We start from the raw sequence: 19,755 nt of genomic DNA, 5'->3' as shown, positions 1-19,755 counted from the left end.
CCCGCCCCGGTGGATAGCTCGGCCGATTCATTCAGCAATGGAATTTTTCGAAGACGCCTGGCCGTTCACCAACCTGGAAAACACCATGTTCAGCCAAAAGATAGCCGCCGGGAAAAACCGGCTGCGCATCCTTGGCCTGATCGCGCGCCGCCGGGGCATTTCGCAACGTCAGCTCGTGCTCACGACCGGGCACCAACCCTCCACCATTTCCAATATCGTCCGGACCCTGAAAGAGCAGGGCGTGGTGCGGGAGGGCGCGACCATCGAGACCGAGCGCATGGGCCCCAAGGAAACCGAGCTCGAGGTGCCGCCCGATTGTCTCTGGTGCGCCGGCGTCGGCCTGGACGGGCTCGGCCATCGCATCATCCTGGTCAACGCCAGCGGCCACACGATCGCCCAGGAACAGCTTCCGCCCGGCCTTCCGTCCGACACGCTTCCGGACTTCCTGGCCGGGCGCATCCACGCCTGTGCCGCGTCCGCCGGGCTCGCCCCCGACCGCTTCGGAGGCGTGGGCGTCAGCGTGCCCGGCGTGGTGGACACCCAGAGCGGCATGGTGCTTATCTCGCGCTCGCTGGACCTCCACGACTTCCCCCTCGGCCCCCTGCTCCGGAAAGCCCTGGACCGCCCGGTCTGGATCGAGCGCAACGTCGCCTGCGGAGCCTACGCGGAGTATGACATCGGCGTCGCCCGGCAGCGCGATTCGTTCATCTACTTTTTCCTCCGCTTCGCCGCCGGCCAGCGCGCCCAGGTCGGCCTCTCTCTCGTCATCGGGGAAAAGGTGTTCCAGGGCAGCAATTCCGCCGCCGGCGAGGTGGACAGCAACCTGGCCTCCGTCCCCTACACCACGTCCCTCGCCGCCTTGCACGCCACCTCGGCGGACACCGACGCGTTTTACGACACCCTGGCGAAAAACCTGATCGGCATCGTCAACCTCCTCGACATCAGTTGCGTCGTTTTCAGCTGCAACGACGAGCATCTCACGCTGGAACGCTTCCAGCGCCTTGGCGACACCATCGCCTCCGGCCTGATTCCGCTGGCCCGGCGCCGCTTCGAATTTCTCCGTTCCAGCATGGGCGCCGAGGGCATCCTCCTGGGCGCCGCGCGCCTCGCCCTTCACCGCAGTCTCGCCGCGCGCCTCGCCTCGATCGCCTGACAAGACCGTGCGCCGGACCAACCGCGCTCCCGGCTTGGCCCCGTTTCATTTTGAAGGCGGGTTTTATGTTTGCTGCCCGTTCGGCAATCACGTGATCCACAATCCGCAGGTCCCCTCAGCAATACCCGGACGGCGCTACGCCATTCTGTTGCCGGAACTTCCGGGCAAAATAGCCCGGATCCTGAAACCCCGCGGCTCTCGCCACCTCGGCCACCGGAAACTTCCGCGTCCGCAATAACACCTTGGCATACTCCAGCCTCCGTGCCGTCCGGTATTCCACCGGCGTCACACCAAACGTCCGCCGGAACACCCGGCACAGGTACGGATAACTGAAGCCCAGCGACCTCAGCCTTTCCTGGACACTCCCCTCGTTTTTTGTGACCACGCGACGCCCTTCCCGACGCTGCTCCACCACCTCGCCAAAAGGCGGCATCTCGTCGCAATCCAGCAAATCCCTGACCGACCAGGCCCGCTGCCGGACGCGATCTTCCTCCCTGCGCCTGCGACCTTGCGCCCGTTCCTTTCCGCCCCCGCTCTGCTGCGGCCAGGTCAGGCGGGTGAGCAATTCCAGAAAAATCCCGCGGCACGCCGCCTGCTCCAGCGCCTCCCCCGTCTGCCAGCGGTGAAACAGCGTCTCCAGCAAACCCGGCACCGCCCCTCCGGCCTCCCGGGTTCCCTGAAATGCCGACGCCGGCACGAAATCCGGCGCCCTCACAATCCGTGACGCCGCCGGCTTGCGCGGATAAAAACAGTACCACGGATGCAACGTCCTGCGCACCGTCGGCATCCAGTCAAAATGCACACACCACCGGTACACGCCGCGCGCGCCCGTCATCGTCACATGCAGCACTCCGGGCGGCACGATGAGGAAGTGGCCGGCCTCCAGCGTGTGCTCCCGCTCCCCCACCCGCACCACACACGAACCCTCCGTCACCAGCACCAGTTCGTGATCGTAAAGCACACGCGCGGGCTCGATGTCCCCCGCCCGCCAGCGCCCGCGCCAAAGCATGTTCAATTGCGGGGAAATCCGTGTGATCCAGGGAAGCATGCACCCCAGATTGAGGTTATTTTTGTCCCCTTCAAAGCAGTTTTCTCACTCTGGATCTCAAGAGTGCAGCCTCAAATCCTGCCTCCCGCATGAACTCCGAAGCGATTATTTTTGTTCGACCCGAAACCGTGGGGCTCGGCCAGGTTCCCCTGCCCGATCCCGCCCCGTCCGATCTCCTTGTGGAAACGCTCGCCAGCGGTGTTTCCGTAGGCACCGAACGCTGGGCCCTGCTCGGCAAGCGCAACGAAATCCGTTTCCCCAACGTGCCCGGCTACATGGCGGCGGGCCGCGTTCTCGAAACCGGTTCCGCCGCCGCCGCGCGCGGCTACAGGAACGGAGACCTCGTCTACTATTTCGCCAGCAAGCTGGCGGGCGAATTCGACGGCGCGAGCTGGATGTCCAGCCACCTCTCGCACGCCGTCGTCGATGTGTGCAACGGCGTGGACTTCGACCGCGAATCCCTCGATGTCCACCGCTGCGAACACATCCCCGCCGGGGCCGATCCGCGCTCCGTCGTTCTTGCCGGCCTCGGAGCGGTTGCCCTGCGCGGCATCGAGATGGCGGGCATCCCCGCCGGCGCCAAGGTCCTCGTCGCCGGCCTCGGCATCATCGGCCAGTTCGCCGCGCAAATCTGCCGCCTCAAGGGCGCCGAGGTGGCCGTGACCGACCGCGTGGCCTCGCGCCTCGAGGTCGCCGCCGACAACGGGGCGGATCAGGTCATCGACACCGCGGCCGGGCCGGAAAACCTCGCCGTCCGCTCGCGCCAGATCGCCCCTTCCGGCTACGATATCATCATCGACACCACGAGCTCCGTTGCCGTCGTCAACGCGCTGTTCCCGCTGCTGCGCCTGCGCGGCAAGTTTGTGTTTCAGGGCTGGTATCCGCCTCCCAGCCCGCTCGACCTCAACGCGCTCCATCAGCGTCTCCCCACGTGCTACTCGCCCTGCGCGCACTCGGGCCCGGCGGTAAAGTCCGTCATGCAATGGATCGCCGACGGGCATATCAGGACGGACAACCTCATCACCCACGCCGCCCGTCCCGACCAGGCTCCCGAAATCTACAAAATGATCGCCGCCGGATCGGAAAACTTCCTCGGCGTGCGCTTCGACTGGAGCTGATCTTTCCCCTCCCGCACACAGATTTTCTTAACCACTAATGCACACTAATGGACACTAATAACCAAATCCATGAAACTGTATCATAAAATATGTTACGTCTTCATGACTCCTCCGTCCATCGTGTCTTTCATTAGTGTCAATTAGTGTGCATTAGTGGTTAAAATTCAGATACAAACCATGAAAGCACTCATCGTTTCCACTCCCGGGAAACTCGAACTGCGCGACATTCCCGCGCCCCGCCCCGGCCCTCACGAGGCCCTCGTGCGCATTCTCGCCTGCGGCGTGTGCGCCACCACCGATCGCGAACTCATCAAAGGCCGCCAACCCTACCATCGCGATTACCCCGCCGTGCTCGGCCACGAAGCCATCGGCCAGATCGTCGAAATCGGAGCCCGGGTCCGCAACTTCAAACCCGGTGATCTCGTCACCCGCCCCGCGGCCATCTGGCCCGGCACCTCGCGCGACGGACTTTTCAGCGCTTGGGGCGGGCTTGCCGAATACGGCATCGTGCGCGACCGCCTCGCCATGAGCGCCGACGGCGATCCCTCATTGCTCAACGACTACACCGCGCTGCGCCAGCAGGTCGTGCCCGCCGGCACCGCGCTCCCGCACGCCGTGCTCGCCATCTCGCTGGCCGAAACCGCGAGCTGGTTCCGGCACATTCCCTCCGTCGCCGGGAAAACCGTGTGTGTTGCCGGCACCGGCATCGCCGGCCTCGGCATCGTGCTCTGGAGCCTCCTCGCCGGCGCCGCTCGCATCATCGCCCTGGGCCGCCGCGATGAACGCCTGCAACTCGCCCGCGACATCGGCGCGGCCACCGGTATCAACATCAGAACGACACCCGACGTCTCCGCCCGCCTGCGCGAACTCAACGACGGACGCGGGGCCGATTTCTATTTCGATGCCGTCGGCGAACCCGGCCAGGTGCAAACCGGGCTGACCCTGCTGGCCGAGGGCGGCACGCTCGCGATCTATGGCGCGACGGAAGGCCAGCGTTACGCGGCGCTGGACTTCTCGGCCGGTCCCGGCCATGTCGCTATCCTGCGTCCTCCCGCGGAGGAGCACCTGGCCTGGCATGGGGTGTGCGCGTTGCTGAAACGCGGTCTGATTCCTGCCGAAAAGCTGCTGACGCACGCCTGGCCGCTCGAGGATTACGCCGAGGCCTACGGCGACGGTTCCGGCGTCGTGAAAGGCTGGATCAAAATCACGCAGGACTGATCCCGGCGAGGTTGTAACGGAATAGCGATGGAGCGGCGGCATTCCTGCCGCTGCAGACGACGCAACGCGTCGCCGGTCCGGACGGCGAGGCACCGGGCGAGGCGCTGACGCGCCTCGTCGCAGCGGCAGGAATGCCGCCGCTCCGTCACACGCCATCGTCGCTCAACCGTTACTTCCTCGCCGGTCCGCGACCTGACCCGAATCTGTTTTTCCGAAACGGCTTCAGCGAACGATCGACAGCGTGTCGGAGGACTCCTCCGGATGTTGCCGTTTCGGATCGTAGTCGCCTTCCGTGAATCCGCTTTTTTCCATGATTACGGCCAGTTGCCCGAGGCCGATCAGGAATGTCCGGAGCCTCTCGCCTTCCGCAGTCAGGCAATATTCGCACACGGTCATCCGGCTCATCCGCTCCCGGCTCACCAGGCCGTGGCGTTCGAAAAACAGCAAATTGGCCGTCACCTGGGCCGGAGTCAGACCGGATACGGCTCCGCTGACCGCGCCGGGCGCGAACGGCCCGGGCTCCAGCTTTTCCAGCAGGGCAAAGGCGCCCCGTCGCCGGATCAGGCCGCGCAACAGGCGACCGCCGGTCACGAAGGCCTCATGGTCATCCCGGCGCGCGCCGGTGCCGTCCTCGCCCCATGTTTTTTCCAGAAGATCGACAAAACGCACCCCCGGCAGCGTCAGCGTGCAGACGAGCGCCCGTCGCGTCTGTCCTTGCCAGCCGCAGGTCACCAGGCCGGCCGCCTCCAGCAAGCCCGTCACCCGTTCGACCATGCGGGGCGTGAGACCGGTCCGTGACGGGAGCCTGCTCATCACACGGGAGCCCGCGCTCAGGCTGCGCACCAGGATGACGCAGCCCCGGCGCCAGAGCAGCCCGTTGAGCGCGGCGAGAAGCTGGCGGCGTGCGGGCGATGAGTTCATGGAGAAAGGGTTCATGTATCCGGTTCACATGACGGATCTGACGCCATGCTCCGCTCCGGGCGGGCGGGACGCCCGCGCCACATCGAGTTCGCGACTGCCGCTGCTCGCGCGATCGTCTTTTTCCGGCTCGCCGCCCTCGCCGTAGCCAAGGACTTCGACCGTGATGAGCGAAGGGATATCCTCGCCGGCGCCCGGTGCCGGGCGCTGGCTCCGGGAGGTCTCGTCGGCCGCGCTGGCGAGGGAGCCGGCCGCAGCATTGACCGCGGCCAGGGCCGCCATGTTGGGCGAAACGGCCGTCGGCACGCCGGTGGCCACGCCGCCTGCGCTGATGTTGTCCGCGCCGATGACGTGGAGCGCGGCGATATTGATATCGCCCGCCGCGCGAATGCCGGCATCGCCCGCATCCACGGTGCCTTCGGGCGCGATCAGATCGAGGCGGCTCCGCGCCCCGGCTGCGTCACCGGCGTCGAGCACCCCGATGCCGGAGCCGGTTTGCAGGGCGGTGGCGTTGAGGAGGGAATTGCCGTCGTTGTCGACGACGTAGCGGAGCGCGGGCGGCGTGGCCCGGGTTTTCGAACCGGCGCCGGCCGTGATGTCCCCGTGCGAAGTCCACATGAGCAGGTCGCCGCCTTGCAGCGTGAACACGCGCGAGTTGCCGAGGGCGATATCACCGTCGGTCATCATGCGCACCTGCCCGCCTTTTTGCGTGATGACGCCCACGCTGCCGCCCGCAACGTGCGACACCTCGTCGATCCGGACGTCGCCGTAAGGGACGAGAATGTCGATGTCGCCGCCCGCCTGCGTGAGGACGGGATTGCCGTAGAAGTTGATGTTGCCGCGCGGGCTTTCCTCCGGGTCGGCGAAGAGCGTGGAGACCGCGAGGTAGCCTCGCTGATAGCTGCCGAAACGCGGGCTGTCGGGATTGGTGGCGTCGATGCCCGTCTCCTTCAGTTCGGTAAAATAGATGTCGAGCAGCAGAGGCTGGCGCGTCTCCTGCGGCAGGCCGGAAAACGCGGAGACGAGAGCGGCGTCGTCGAGAGCGGAGCCGTCCGGGCCGGCGGCAAGGCCGAGCGTCTCCATCCAGGCGCGCAACTCGGGGAGGTACGTGCGGACAACGCCGGCGGCGTTGGCCGGGTCGAGGTAGGTGGCGATAAATTTCTCGTAGTCCGCACCGGCGGCCGCTCCGGCGAGGATCGTGATGTCGGCGCCCTCGTTGCGGAGGGCGAGGTTGGCGATGTCGGCGCGGGTGGCGCCGCTGGTCATGACGGCGTTGGTCGTGGCGAGGCTGCCGAGGTTTCCGGTCGTCCAGAGTCCGGTGCTGTAGATCGACTTCATGTCGATGTCGCGACCGGCCTCCACAACGAGCTCGCCCTGACCGAGAACCCTGATGTCGGGCACGACAATGTCGCGGCCGGCGCGGACGAGCGTGATGTCGGTTGCCTGGTTGTGCTGGGTGGAGAGCGTGAGGTTGGCGATGTCCTCGCCGGCGGCGATGCGTGCGGCTTTCGGCAGGTAGATCTTGAGCTTTTCGGTATCGAGCTCGCTCGCGCCTGCGATCGAGCCGGCCAGCGCGTAAATGTGCGCGGGCGTAGTGTCGCCGAGATGGAGCGGCGTATCGCCCCGGCCGTAGTTGGTGGCGACGCCGAGCGTATCCGCCGTGGGAAGACGGAGGTTGGTGCGGGTGTTGTTGCGGAAGGGGGCCAGCGCGGTGCGCAGGTATTCGGTCGCCACATCCATCATGATGATCGGGGTGTCGGAGGTGATCTCCCCTCCCGCGAGCAGATCGAGCGTGCCGGTGGCCGACGGGGCGAGGCGGAAGGCGTGGTTGGTCTGCGGGTTGTTGAAATACTGGAGCAGCGAGATGTCGCCCTGCAGCGCAGCCAGGCGCATCGTGCCCGGCACGTAGAGGAGATCGCGCGGGATAATGACCTCGCCCGGGTTCGAGGCGGAGGGCACGGACATCTGCTGGTCGATGGCGCGGGCCGTGTTGCCGCGCGCGAGGTCCGCGGCGGCCCACGGATTGTTGTAATACTCCACGTCGCCTCCGGTGGAAACGATGTCGGCGGACGTGCGGTCGGTGTAGCTGTTGAAAAAGGTGTTGAGCCGGTTGAGCGTGGTGGTGCCGTTGCCGGTGATGTTGGCCGCGATCGAGGGCACGAGCATCGGATCGAGGATCGCCTCGATTTCCACATCGCCGCGGGCGCGGACGGTGAGGCTCGCATCCATGAGGGCGAAGAGCGCATGAAGGTCGCGCAGTACGTAGTTGGAAATGGCGGTGCTCGAAACGGTGATGTCCCTGCGCTGGTAGCTTTGCGTGCCGGAGGTGATTGCGCCGTCGGCCACGACCTCGGCCTCGCCGCGGCCGAGCATGTAGACGCCGCCGTAGATGTCGCCGCCGGCATGCAGACGGAGGTCTCCGCCGCCCCGGACCACGATGTCGGCGGAACCGGCGGACTGGCCCACGGCAGTCGTCATCTGTCCGGTGGTCGGCAGCGCCACGGCCAGATCGCGGATGTGACGGCCGGCATTAATCGTGATGTCGCCGCCTCCGAGCGCGCCGATGCCCTGCTCGTAGTTGGCGAAAACGACGGACCAGCTCGTTTGCGACGCCACCGACATGTCGGCGAGCGATACGCCGCCGGTCGTGCTCGCATAGCCGTACCGGTAGAGCCAGCCCGAGATGAAGTCCTGCGTGAGCGGCGCCACGATATCGCGGCCCGCCGTGATGCGGATATCGCCGCCGTTGACCGGATATTCGCCGACGCGGCTGCCGCGATTGAAGCCATCGGCATCGGCGATCTTTTGCCCCGCGGTGTAGATGACCGATCTGGTATCCTTGAGAATGAGGTCGCGGCCGGCATCGAGGGTGATATCGCCGGTACCGGTGCGCACGAGTTTTCCGGCGGCGAGCGTGATGTCGCCGCCGCTCTCGAAAGCGTAGCTCCAGGAGCGGCCGTCGAGGAGCGTGCCGGTCGAGGCGGAGGCGGTGGAAAAGCCGTCGCTGATGCTGCCGTTGAGCGAGAGATTGCCGCCGGCGGAAAGGGCAAGCGCGCCGGGAGTGGCGGCATCGGCGCCGTAGCGGCGGGTATGCAGGTCGAGGTCGCCGTTGACGGCGAGATCGCCGTCGCTGGCGGCGCGAATGGCCGCCTGAAGCTCGAAAGGCGTGGCGCTGCCGAGGCGGGTGTGGATGGCGTCGGCGGAGCCGGTCATCCACACGGAAGCATCGTCGAGCATGGTCACGAAATCGCCCGCGTTGATGACGCCCGTGGCGGTGTAGTCGTAGGTGCGCTCGCCGCGCACGACGAACTCGCCGGCCTCGACGGCTCCCTCGAGCCGCGCGATGGCGATGTCGTCGCCATCGCGCCGCGCCGTGAGGATGACGGAGCCGCCGTCGGTGGCGCGGACAAGCGATCCGGCGTCGAGCGCCAGTTCACCGCCGGTGGCGGTGAGCTCCACGGAGGAGCCCGCGAGCGTGCCGCTTACGGTCACGCCGTCGCCGCCGGTGAGGTGAATGCTGCCGGTCGCCTCGATCGCACCCTCCACGGTGACGCTGCCGGTGTCGGACCGGAGGCGGACATCGCCGGCCGCGAGGGTCTCGCCGGCGCCGAGCGCGAGCGACTGGTCGCGCAGCCGGATGTCGCGCTCGCCGGTGAAGCCCGAGCGGTTGAGGGCAGCATTGAGGGAGGAAAAATCGGCGAGCGTCGCCGCATCGAGCGCAAAACTCCCGCCGGTCGCGTCGGCGAGCGCGCCGCGCAGGTCGGCGCGGCCGTTCGTAGCACTGATTTCGATACGCCCGGAATCGGCGTTGCCCGCGTTTCCGGACACGTCGAGAAGCGAACCGGCAACGGCGGTTATGTCGCCCGCGTCGGCGGTGAGCCGCAGCGTGCCGCCCGGAGTCGTCGCGGCCGTATCGTAAAAGTGGGTCGTCACACCGCGGGCGAGGAGCCGGGCGTTTTCACCGAGAACGAGATCGCCGGCCGTGGCCCGGGCCTCGAAAATACCGGCGGGGAGACTGACCGTGGTGTCGAGCGCCACACTCGCCCCACTGACCTCGAGACGGCCGCCGGATGCCGCCGGAGTCTGTTCGGAGCCGCGACCCTGCGTGACGGCGACCGCGCCGGTGGCAGCGATCCGGTAGTCCGACGCCTTCCCGGCAGTGAGCAGATCGGTGGCGATGTCCAGCGCCCCGTCGACCGCGAGCGAACCCGTGCCGCTGGCCGTCACCTGATCGGCGGAAACGCTGACGCCGGCAAAACCCTGCACGGCGCTCGCTCCGGGTCCGAGCGTCCACTGCTCCGCGTCAATCCGGAGGGTGCCCTCGCCGGGGGCGGGCACGGTCGAGGCAACATTGAAGGTATTGCGAAGCTCGAACTCACCGGCGGTGACCGATACCGTGTCGCCGGCGGCTCCCTGGCCGTTGAGGCCGGCGGCGTCGAAAATGAGCGTCCGGAGCGCCGCTTCCCCGTCGGCATCGCGGCTGCCGATGGTCACGTCGCCGAAAAAGTCGATTGTGCCATGGCTGCGCACGAGCAGGCTGCGCGCGCGGCCCAGCGCCTCGACACTCGCTCCGCTGAGCACAAGGCCGCCGGTGCCGTCCGGCGCGTCGCCGATGCTGACTTGCGAACTGGAGAGGTCGAGCTGCGGCGTATCCAGAAGCGTGGTCGGCGTCGTGGTGACGGAACGCGTGCCGTCGAGCGACAGCGAACCGGTGGCGGCCAGCGTCACATCCGCGCCGATCGCGAGTTGGCCGGCGACGGTGCTCGTGCCGGTGCGGTTGATCCCGATACGGTCGCCGGTGGAAGCGCGGAGCAGGGCTCCGTTGCCCGCGAGGAGGAGCGGTGCGGTGGCGCCGGAGGTGGCGCCTTCGGCGCGGATGACGCTGCCGTCGGCGATCGTGATCGTGTCCCTCGAAGCCAGGATCAGTTCGGGGAGGACCAGCGCGGAAGCGGCATCGTTGGAGATGTAGATGCTGGTGGCGCTGACGTTGATCTGCGTGCCGTCGGCCGCTTGGGAGCGGGTGCCGCCGAGAAGCAGGCTGCCGACGCCGAAATTCGAAAACTCCGTCGCGCTGAGCGCGAGGTACGAGTCGTCGGGCGCGGACTGGCCGTCGCCGAGCATGGCGATGCGGAGAGCGGCGATGTCCACGTTGCCGAGCAGACCCCCTTCCGGCGCGCCGAAGCGGCCCTCGCCATCGAGCCGCAGGCTGCTGGTGGCGGCAAGCGTGAGCGTGCCCGCGTCGAGCGGCAGGCGCGGGGCAACGATACCCGCCCTGGCGGCGAGACCGGTCGTGTAGTCGTTGAAACTGATGTCGGTGTAGCTGCTGTAGTCGCGCAGCACCTCCTGCGACATGACGCGGAACTGCGTGAGCGAGGCGTCATGGACGGGCGTGCCCGCCACGGCGCGGTAGCCACGGACGATCTGCGAACCGTCGGCCAGGGTCACGCCCGCCGCCGGCAGGCTGGCGAAACCGCCCGAGAGCGCCTGGATCGCCATGCCGCCGGGCAGCAGCGCGTAGTGCGCGGGCAGGAGCGTATAAAACCCGTCGGGCAGCCCGGCGACGCCGGAAAGCCACACGCTGTCGCCCGCCCGGAGCGAACCGGCGGCGAGGCTGCCGGTCGCCGTCGTGTTGGCATAAACGGGCGCGGCCGGGGAGTTGTAGCCGGGGATGATGGCGAACATGCCCGCGGTCGAGAGGAGGTCGCGCGAACCGCCGTTGCCCGCGATGAACTCCCAGCCGTAAAGATCGCCGCCACCGGAAACATCCACGACCGCGCCGGACTGCACATCGACCTCGGGACCGCCGAGCGTGATCGCCTTTTCCGGGACGACGCCCGCCTCGATCCACGGCTCGATCTCGCCGCCGATGGCCGCCCCGACGGGAATGATCGCCCCTTCCAGCGAGACGGATGTGAGGCTGCCGGGGGCGAGCACGAGCGAATCGGTCGCCTGGAGGTTGATCCGCCCTTGCGGCGCGCGGACGACGCCGCCCTGGATGATTTCGGGCGCCCTGACGGTCAGCGTCTCCCCGTACGAATACGGGACGGGCGCGGCGTTGCCGTTTCCGGCAAACGTCACGGACCGGCCGGACTGGATGAGAAATCCGTTGTCCGTGGCGGCGCGCACGCGGCTCGCGGTGGTCACATAGGTCTGCGCGCTTTCGAATGTCAGCGCGCCGGGGGACTGGAGACGCCCGACAAAATAGACCGGACCGCTGCCGACCGTGAGCCGTATGTCTCCGGCCGATACGAAGCGGGCGTCGGCGAAACCGCCCAGGCCGTTGCCTCCGAGATCGAGGGTCTGCACGATGTCGATGAGCGACGCGGTGACGATGAGCCCGCCGGCCAGCGAAGGCGGCGCGGAGGGAACCCCCGGAGGCGGATTGCCCGTATCGCCCACGCCGGGAAACGCGCCAAAGCTCACGTACGGCGCGGTCAGCTCGATGACGGCATCCTCCGCCGCACCGCTGGCAATGCCGAGGAGCGGGGTGGCGAACGCCAGCGAACGGCGGGCGGTGAACGAAAAATCCCCGTCGAACGCCACCGACCGGGGCGAGCGGAAAGCGAAGCTGTCCGCCCCGCTTTCCCGCAACGCGGGCGCATAAACGGTGACCGTGCCGGCCCAGGCGGAAGGATTGGCCGGATCGAAACTCAGCACCGTCTCGTCGTCGGTGAGCAGCAGGCCGGTGAGCGGAGTGGTGCGCAACTGGCCGGCGCTGACGAGAATGCTGCCGCCGGCTGCCGCGGGGCCGCCGGGCGCGGCCTCGATCTGCCCGGCGACAACGCCGCCGCGCGCGCCCTCGAGGGTGACGCTGCCGGCGTTGCCGCCGACCTCGCGCGCCTCGTAAACGGCGCGTTTCCCGACGATGGTGGTGGACGTGCGGATCAGGTCGGCGGTGCCCATGATGCCCGACACGTCGATGAGCGATCCGGGATCGGTAAACAGGTAGCTCTGCTGCGCGCCGGACACGGACAGGGAAACGTTGCCCGCCGCTTCGACGCTGCGCACGGAAACCGCCCCGACGGCCGGCGTGGTTTTCACGAAGCCGGGCGCGAGCAGGCGGGCGTTTTCACCGAGCGTAATGCCCGCTCCGCTACTTTGGGCAAGGGTGGAGACATCGATCGATCCGCCGGGCGTGGAGAGGGTGCCGTCGACAAAAACCTGGCCGGTGGAGTGAAGCGCGATGGCGGACTGCGGGTCCATGAGGAGTTGCGCGCCGGTGGCGAAGGTGAGGTTGCCGCGAATCGCATCCGACGAGCCCGGGTTCACGGTGTCGGCCGCGAAATCGCCGGAGGCGGTGCGCAGGCCGTTGGAGAGCGCCAGGCTCATCGGCTGGCGGAGATCGGAGTGCAGGAAACCGGCCGCGAGCACGGAGCCGGCATCGCCGCCGGTCGGGAGCGACCAGAGCGCGCCGCTGGCGATCCGGGACAGCGCCTGTGGCTCGATGACCGTGCCGGCGGTGACCGTGAGATCGCCCCCGGCGCCGACAGCATAGCTCGCAAACCCGCCCTGGCGGAAAAAGTCGGGCGTCAGATAAAGGGTGTCGGCCGCGCCGGTTCCGGTTTCGGGAGGCGGCTCGCCGGTGATCGTAACGGAACGCGACGCGCCCAGGCTGAGGCTGCCGCCCTTGCCGTCATTGCCACCGGTGCCCCCGAGCGCGAAGCCGCGCAGATCGGCCCCGAGCACATCGAAACGCCCGAACTGCCCGGAGGCAACATTGCTGAAACCCTTGTTCGCATCGGGACGAATGTCGTTTTCGAGCAGGATGGAGCCGGCGTCGCCCGCCGCGAGCTTGCCGGCGGCCGTGAGTCGTCCGCCGCCGCTCACGTCGATGACGCTGCCGGAGTCGAGGACCAGATCGGAAACGGTACGCAGGCTCACGCTGCCGCCGTCGAGAGCCAGCGGCGTGGAGGAGGCCGCGAAGCCATCGAGACGCTCGTTGATCCAGAGGCCGCTCACGTCGATCACGGCGCCGGAGCCGAGCCTGATCCAGGGGCGCTCGTCATCGCCCAGCGTAGTCCAGTTTACCGGAGTGGTGCTGGTTTCGTAGTAGCCCTTGGCAACATCGGTGAGGATGGAGACAGAGCCGCCCGGAGCGAGGATCGAACCATCGATCTGCGCGTGGCTGCCGGTGAAACGGAACGAACCGAACGCGCCGAGATCGACCGTCACGCCTTCCGCAATGACGAGGTCTCCGCCGCCGATGCCGCTGGTGATGTCGACCGTGCCGAAAGTCTGCCCGTCGAAGAGGCCGGCGGAGAGCACGATGGCGTGCGCCCCGGCCGGATCGAACGCCGTGGAGAGCGTCTCGTGGGTGAGGTCCGCGGGAAGCTCGGCGGGCGTGCCGATGGTGATGTTCGGGCCGACGGAACGGCCGGCGGTGTTGGTGTAGCCGATGAGGAGCGTGGCTGCCTCGGGGAGCTGTTTCCAGGCCTCCTGCGGACTGGCTCCCGCCGTGTGCTTTTCGCGTTGATACGCGCCGACGGTGACGCCGGCGTCGATCGCGCCCTCGAGCGCCACGAAATAGGGACGCACGGACTGGCCGAAATTGCCGGCGACATCCACCGTGTTGCCATAACCGGGCTGCGGACCGAGGATGAGCGTGCCGGCGCTTTTTCCCTCGGTGTAACCCTTTTCGAAGCGGCGGCTGGTCTCGTAAATGCCGGTGTAGACGATGTCGGGCGAAGCGGTGGAGATGTCGTAAATGTGGCCGTCGGCGCCGCGGAGCCGGGTGGTTTCCACGTAGCCGTCGAGATAACGCAGGCTGCCGCCGGAAAGATCGATGCGCGAACCGGCGCGGGTGACGACCGTGCCGCTGTCGAGCTTGAGCGTGCCGCCGGTCGTCATGAGCTCGGGGGCGGTGTTTTCGATGAGGCCGTAGTAGCCCGAAAAATCGGCCAGCGTGGTGCCGCGCCGGAGATCGACGGAAACCGTCTTGCCGCGCAACGCGCCTTCGCGCTGGAGCGGGGCGTCTTTCAGCTCGTCGAGCCGGAGCTCGCCGGTGATCGAGTTGCGCTCCATCGCCACCTCGACGCCGGAGAGACCGGCGAGGTCGATCTCGGCGCCGTCGTCGATGTAGATGAAAGACGGGTCGTTGGCGGCGCTGGCGGTGGCCGAGTTGGTCCGGGCGACGAAATTGACCGTGGCGGAAGGGGCATGGATGCGCGCATCGGCTTCCATGAGAATCGTCTGGCCGAGGATCTCGATCCGCGACGGGCGGTACTGGGCGGCCATGCCGGTGGTGGTGTCGTCATCGGGCGTGATGGCGATGAGGCTGCCGGGGGCGAGCGTGATGTCGCCGAAGCTGGTCGGCCACATCCAGTAGAGGGAGCTGCTGGCAGCGGCGTCGCCGGCGAGGAGGGTGACGGAGCCGTTGGCGGTGACGGAAGTCGTGGCGGCGAGCACGCCGGCCTGGTGTATCGATTTTCCGGTGACGGTGATGTTGCCTCGATCGGTGGTGACGAGGCCGGTGTTGGTGGCGGTGCCCCCGGCGGACACCGTGGCGCGGACGCCGCGCAGGTCGGGATCGGTGTAGTCGGCATTGTGACCGCTCCCGAGCCAGTTCTTGCTGATCCAGACGCGGTCGCCGGCCGCCATCACGACCTGGCCGCCGGGGGCGGAGAGTTCACCGGCGTTGGTCACATCCTGGCCGACCAGGTAAATGGAGCCGGACTCGTCGGTGACGATGCGCGCGCCGCCCTGGATGACGACGCCGGTGCGGGGCGCGCCCGGTGCGCCGGCGGAATCGACCGCAAACGTGTTGAGGCGCTGGTCGTCGAAGGCGATACCCTGGCGAAAGGTCTCGTTGCGCTCGGCGGTGGTCGCGCCGCGAAAATCGAGGCTGGATGCGACGAGGGTGTGGACGTTGACCTGCGAGGAGCCGCCGAAAATGACGCCGTTTTTGTTGATCACGTAGACCTGCCCCTCCGCCTTGATCTGGCCGAGGATTTGCGTGGGGCTGCTCGTCGGATCCTCCACCCGGTTGAGCGCGATCCATTGCGGCGCGTCGGAACCGCCGGCGGTCTGGTCGAAGTAGAGCGTGGTGTTCTTGCCGACGTTGAAATTTTCCCAGGTGAGGATGGCTTTGGACTCGGTCTGCTCGACGGTGACGAGCGTGTTGCCGGTGGCGGCAGAGGAAGATTCGACCGGAGCGAGCGCGCCGCTCCACAGGGCGGAGCCGGGCGTGGCGCCGGGGGCGACCACGAGGCCGCCGGGTTTGAGCCCGTCGGGGAGGGTCGAGGCCGCATTTTGCGCCGCGGCACGCGCGGCGGCCTGCGCGGCGCGGACCGCCTGGATGGCATCCGAATTGCGCGAGAGGATGTTTCTGGAATTGGCGGCGCGGGCGGCGAGCAGAGCGGCCTGGGCTTCGGCGACGGTGGCGGCGGAGGGTGCGGTGGCGCCGGCCGCAGGGGGAGCGGACGAGGACCCGCCGCGGCTGAGGATGTTGCGGGCGCCGGCGGGGAAAGGCATCAGCACCGCAAGAAGGAATGCGAGCGCCTGGTGCAGGACGGAAGGGCGGCGGCGGAGCGTCGGGAGGTGCCGGTGCGGAGCGCCGTGGCACGGGCAGGATGCCCGTGCCACCAGGCGGGCGAGAAGCCCGCGCCACCGGAGAATGGTGTGCCTGAAGCCGGAGTTCATTTTGCGGAGACCGTTTTCTGGTCGAGGAGCTTGTCCTGGTAGTCCTGCACCAGGTTCTGGAGTTGCACCCGCTTCACGCCGACGAAGGGTTCGCGATTTTTGATCGCGTCGCCGAGGCCGAAGCTCTCGAGGCGGCCGAGGATTTCGCTGCCGAGTTTGAAGAGTTCGATGTTGGCGGTTTCGCGCGCGGCCACGATCCGCTCGAGTTCGGCCACGCGGATTTCGAGGGTGGCGCGGGCATTCTCCTTGAGGCGGGCGAGGTCGGCCGACCTGGCGGCGGATTCGCGCGACTCGGCGAGGGTCGCGGCAAGCTCCGCGCTTTTTTTCTCTTCGGCCGCAAGACGCGCGGAGAGGTCGGCGGCCTTGCCGGCGGCGGCGTCACGATCGGCGGCGGCTTGTCGGGCGAGGGCGGTGTTCTGTTTCTTGAGCGTGTCGCGCTCCCTGGCGAGTTCGTCGCGCTCGACTTGCAGGGCGGCGCGTTCGCTCTCGGCGGCGCGGAGCTGGAGCGTGGTGCTGCGCAGGGCTTCGCGGAGACGGAGCTCGATGGAGTTGTCCGGTTGCTGCTGGGCGCGAACGGCGGCGGCGAAGACGAGAAGCGCGGCGAAGGCGGCAAGAACGGTGGCGGGTTTCATGACGGGTGGTTTTTCCGGGTTAGAATCGGGCGTTGATATCGAACTGGAAGACATCGACGGAGTAAGCGGCGCCGCCGATGGAGTCGGCGCTCAGCCAGCGGATGCGTCCGTTGACGCGTTTGGAAAGGCCCATGCTGAGGCCGAGGATGTAGCCCTTGAGGTTGGTGCCACCGAGGCCGAAGTCGGAATCGGTGAAGGCATCCACGACCGCATCGCTTTCCACATATTTGTACGCGATGCTGGCCTGCCAGTCGCCGAAGCGCTCGAGGACGGGATTGCCGACATTGAGCCGGGCGAACCAGCCGAAGTCGCCGCCGTCGAAAGACCCGGCCGGGTCGCCGGGAGCGGAAGGGACGCGGTTGTTGACGGCCTTGGCGTCGATGGCGGCCTCGTCGTAGGCGAGATTCTTGACGGCCTCGATCTCGAGCGAGACGTGGACGGGATCGAAGTGCGTGAAATCGAGACGGCCGGTGAACGCGAGTTCGCGGAAGGGCGTGGCGAGGCCGTAATACTGCCACTGGTTGATCGTGCCATTGTTGTTTTCGAGGGAGGGGATGATGTTGCGGAGCTCCATGTACGTGTTGCCCTTCTGGGCAAAGGCCGGGCGGGTGGAGTCGGTGTCGCCGGCATCGGAGGAACTCAGCGGAATGTAGGGACTGGAGAGGCGGCCTTCGATGCTGGCGAAGTCATAATAAGCGACCGCGAGCTTGAGTTTGATCGCGTCGGTAATTTTCCAGTCGGCGCCGAGCTGCGCGCCGTAGAGCCATTTGTCGTCGCTCTTGAATTTTTCCGGCTGGTTGGTGGAGAAGTTGAAATCGGTGTTGTAGACGGGAAACAGGCCGGCGACGGCAAACGGCGTGATGCGGCCGATGCGGCGGCTGACCTGGCCCATGATGCCGTCGAAACCGAGATCGTCGTCCCAGATCAGATCGGTGGAGAAAAAGGGATTGGCAAAACGGCCGACCGTGAACGCGAGTTGCGTATCGGGCGGGCGGGTGGCATCGGGCGAATGAAACGGAGCTTCCCAGGTGAGAAAGGCGCGGTCGAGCCAGAGGGCGTATTTGGAGCCGAGGCCGTCGGCGCCCATGCTCTGGTTGGTGGAGACGGGCGAGGAGTCGTTGCCGGTGGCGAGGCGGAGGCCGGCGGTGAAACTTTCACCGAGATCGGCGTCGAGCGCGAGGCGGGCGCGGAGGCGAAGGCGCTCGCGGTCCTGGTCCGCATTGAGCTGGGGCGGATAATCCGGGTTGCTGTCGGAGACGTCGTAGGGAGAGCCTCTGTTGATGGCGTTGAAATCGGGAAAGGAGCCATCGGCGGCGTTGCCGGAGGGGAAAAAATCGCCCTCGTAGCGGAACCGGAGATCGCCGGAAAGGCGGAAGCGCTGCGTCCACTCGGGGATGGCGCGGGGAGCGGCCCAGTTCTCGTCACGGGCCTGCTTCATGACCTCCTGCTTGATGTCCTCGCGGAGTTGCTGCTTGACGACTTCGGGGACGTAGATGACGCGCTTCGTGTCGTCGGCATCGCCGGTCGGCGCGGTGGCGGTGGCGGTGGCGGCGGCGGCAGCCGGAGCAGCGGCGCGGCGGGCTTCGGCGGTCTCCGCTTCGGCCTGGGCGATGAGGCCGTCGGCCTGCGCCCGGGTGATGACGCCCTGCTGCACGAGGAGATGGACGAGATTGATCGTCAGGCTTTCGGAAGGAGATCGCGCCTCGGCGGCGAAAGCCGGCGAGGCGGGAAAGCTGGAAACTGACAAGCTGAAAGCTGAAAGAAGAGTCAGCGCGCGGATGTTCATGGAAGGTGTGATTTTTTCGGATACGGAATTTTCAGTTGGGCCGCCTTGCGGTGAGACGCAGGACAATGGGACTGGGCATGCCGGCGGGCGGCGGCTCGCGGAGAGTGAGGCCGGTGAGGACTTCGGTCCGGATGGCATCGTCGATGACGGGATCGCCGGTCGAGCCGACGAGCTGGGCGCGTTCGACACGGCCGGCATCGTCGGGCCAGATGCGTACCACGAGGCGCAGATCGGAGTGGCGGGTTTTCGGGTGGTTGCGAAGGGCCTCGGCGATCGTCGTCTGCACTTGCGCGGCGTACCAGCCCCAGCGGCTGCCGCCGCCGCCGGACACATTGCGATTGCCGGTGCCGCTGCCGCCGATGACCCCGCCATTGCCGCGGCCGACGAGACCGAAACCGTCGGGCGGTCCGTCGCCCTGAACGTTGGTTCCCATCGGTGCGGCTTCCTCCGCGGGCTGCGGGGATTCGGCCGGCGGAGGTTCGTCGGCCGCAACCGGTTCCTGCTCGATCATCTGCTGCTTCTCTTCCTCGGGCCGGGGTGTTTCCTCCGGGCGCGGTTGAGGAGGAGGTGGCGGCGGCGGGGGTGGCGGCGGAAGCGCCACCCGTATCATCGAAAATTCCTGCGGCCGGGGCGTGGAAGGCTTCGGCCCGGAAACGGTCGAGACGAGCCACCAGGCGATGCCGCCGGCGACCAATGCGCACACGGCAAGGACAATGCCATAACGGCGCAGGAAACCGGGTTCCTGTTCGTCGAACGGGTCGTCCTCGCGGCGATCGGCATTGTGGTCGGGTGTGGTCATCGGGTGCGGAGGAGCGGGGTTATTTGGCCTTCGTCGCCAGGCCGACCTGCGAGATGCCGACGCGGCCGAGCACGTCGAGCACGTCCATGACGCCCTGGTACTGCGTGAGGCTGTCGCCGCGCACCACCACCGGGAAGTCCGGTGTCAGCGCCTTCTGCGAGTTGAGCCGCTGCTCGAGTTCGGTGAGCGTCACCGGCACCGTATCCAGAAAGACACGTCCCTCGTTGTTCACCGTGATCGCCTTCGTCTTCGGCTTGGCCAGGCTGGCCGGCGTGTTGCTCGACTTCGGCAAATTGACCTTCGTGCCCGCGACGGAGGCCGTGCACATGAGGATAAAGATGACGAGCAGCACATACGCCAGGTCCAGCATGGGCGTGATGTTGATGTCGTCGTACGGTTTGCCTTCGTCCTGGACGGTCATGGTGCGCTTCGCTCCGGTTTGGTT

At 67.4% G+C, this 19,755-nt stretch carries 10 protein-coding genes; 3 read left to right on the top strand and 7 right to left on the bottom strand.

Annotated features, from left to right (window positions below):
* Positions 1–37: 37 nt before the first annotated feature.
* The gene (locus tag OPIT5_20335) at positions 38–1,153 is read left to right on the top strand and encodes an ROK family transcriptional regulator (GenBank protein AHF92243.1); all 1,116 of its coding nucleotides are present in this window, start codon (positions 38–40) and stop codon (positions 1,151–1,153) included.
* Positions 1,154–1,268: 115 nt separating this feature from the next.
* Here the strand turns inward: OPIT5_20335 and OPIT5_20330 are convergent, their stop codons facing one another.
* The gene (locus OPIT5_20330; protein AHF92242.1) at positions 1,269–2,201 is read right to left on the bottom strand and encodes an AraC family transcriptional regulator; all 933 of its coding nucleotides are present in this window, start codon (positions 2,199–2,201) and stop codon (positions 1,269–1,271) included.
* An 89-nt stretch (positions 2,202–2,290) separates the two neighbouring features.
* On the opposite strand from OPIT5_20330, the gene OPIT5_20325 reads away from it, so the two are divergent.
* Positions 2,291–3,319 carry a threonine dehydrogenase gene (locus OPIT5_20325; protein ID AHF92241.1) on the top strand — a complete coding sequence of 343 codons (1,029 nt, stop codon included), beginning with the start codon at positions 2,291–2,293 and terminating at the stop codon, positions 3,317–3,319.
* 177 nt (positions 3,320–3,496) lie between these two features.
* Positions 3,497–4,537, top strand: coding sequence for a sorbitol dehydrogenase (locus OPIT5_20320; protein AHF92240.1), 1,041 nt, complete (start codon positions 3,497–3,499; stop codon positions 4,535–4,537).
* A gap of 222 nt (positions 4,538–4,759) precedes the next feature.
* On the opposite strand, the gene OPIT5_20315 is transcribed toward OPIT5_20320, so the two are convergent.
* The 6 genes from OPIT5_20315 to OPIT5_20290 are packed head-to-tail and all read right to left on the bottom strand — an operon-like array spanning position 4,760 to position 19,731.
* Positions 4,760–5,458, bottom strand: coding sequence for a hypothetical protein (locus tag OPIT5_20315; GenBank protein AHF92239.1), 699 nt, complete (start codon positions 5,456–5,458; stop codon positions 4,760–4,762).
* A gap of 24 nt (positions 5,459–5,482) precedes the next feature.
* Entirely contained in the window at positions 5,483–16,093 is a 10,611-nt protein-coding gene (locus OPIT5_20310) for a filamentous hemagglutinin (GenBank protein AHF92238.1), read from the bottom strand.
* Complete coding sequence (locus OPIT5_20305; GenBank protein AHF92237.1) at positions 16,090–16,725, bottom strand: hypothetical protein; 636 nt, start codon at positions 16,723–16,725, stop codon at positions 16,090–16,092. Before OPIT5_20305 ends, OPIT5_20310 begins: the two co-directional genes overlap by 4 nt.
* A 19-nt stretch (positions 16,726–16,744) precedes the next feature.
* Positions 16,745–18,511, bottom strand: coding sequence for a hypothetical protein (locus tag OPIT5_20300; GenBank protein AHF92236.1), 1,767 nt, complete (start codon positions 18,509–18,511; stop codon positions 16,745–16,747).
* Between the two features lie 31 nt (positions 18,512–18,542).
* On the bottom strand, positions 18,543–19,310 hold the full coding sequence (locus OPIT5_20295; GenBank protein ID AHF92235.1) for a hypothetical protein: 768 nt from the start codon (positions 19,308–19,310) through the stop codon (positions 18,543–18,545).
* Positions 19,311–19,329: 19 nt separating this feature from the next.
* Positions 19,330–19,731: a transporter gene (locus OPIT5_20290; protein AHF92234.1), complete on the bottom strand. Its 402-nt coding sequence runs from the start codon at positions 19,729–19,731 to the stop codon at positions 19,330–19,332.
* Positions 19,732–19,755: the final 24 nt, after the last annotated feature.

The sequence above is a fragment of the Opitutaceae bacterium TAV5 genome, assembly GCA_000242935.3.
Classification (GTDB): domain Bacteria; phylum Verrucomicrobiota; class Verrucomicrobiia; order Opitutales; family Opitutaceae; genus Geminisphaera.
Note: the sequence above shows the minus strand (reverse complement) of the source record. Positions and strands in the feature narration are given on the sequence as shown.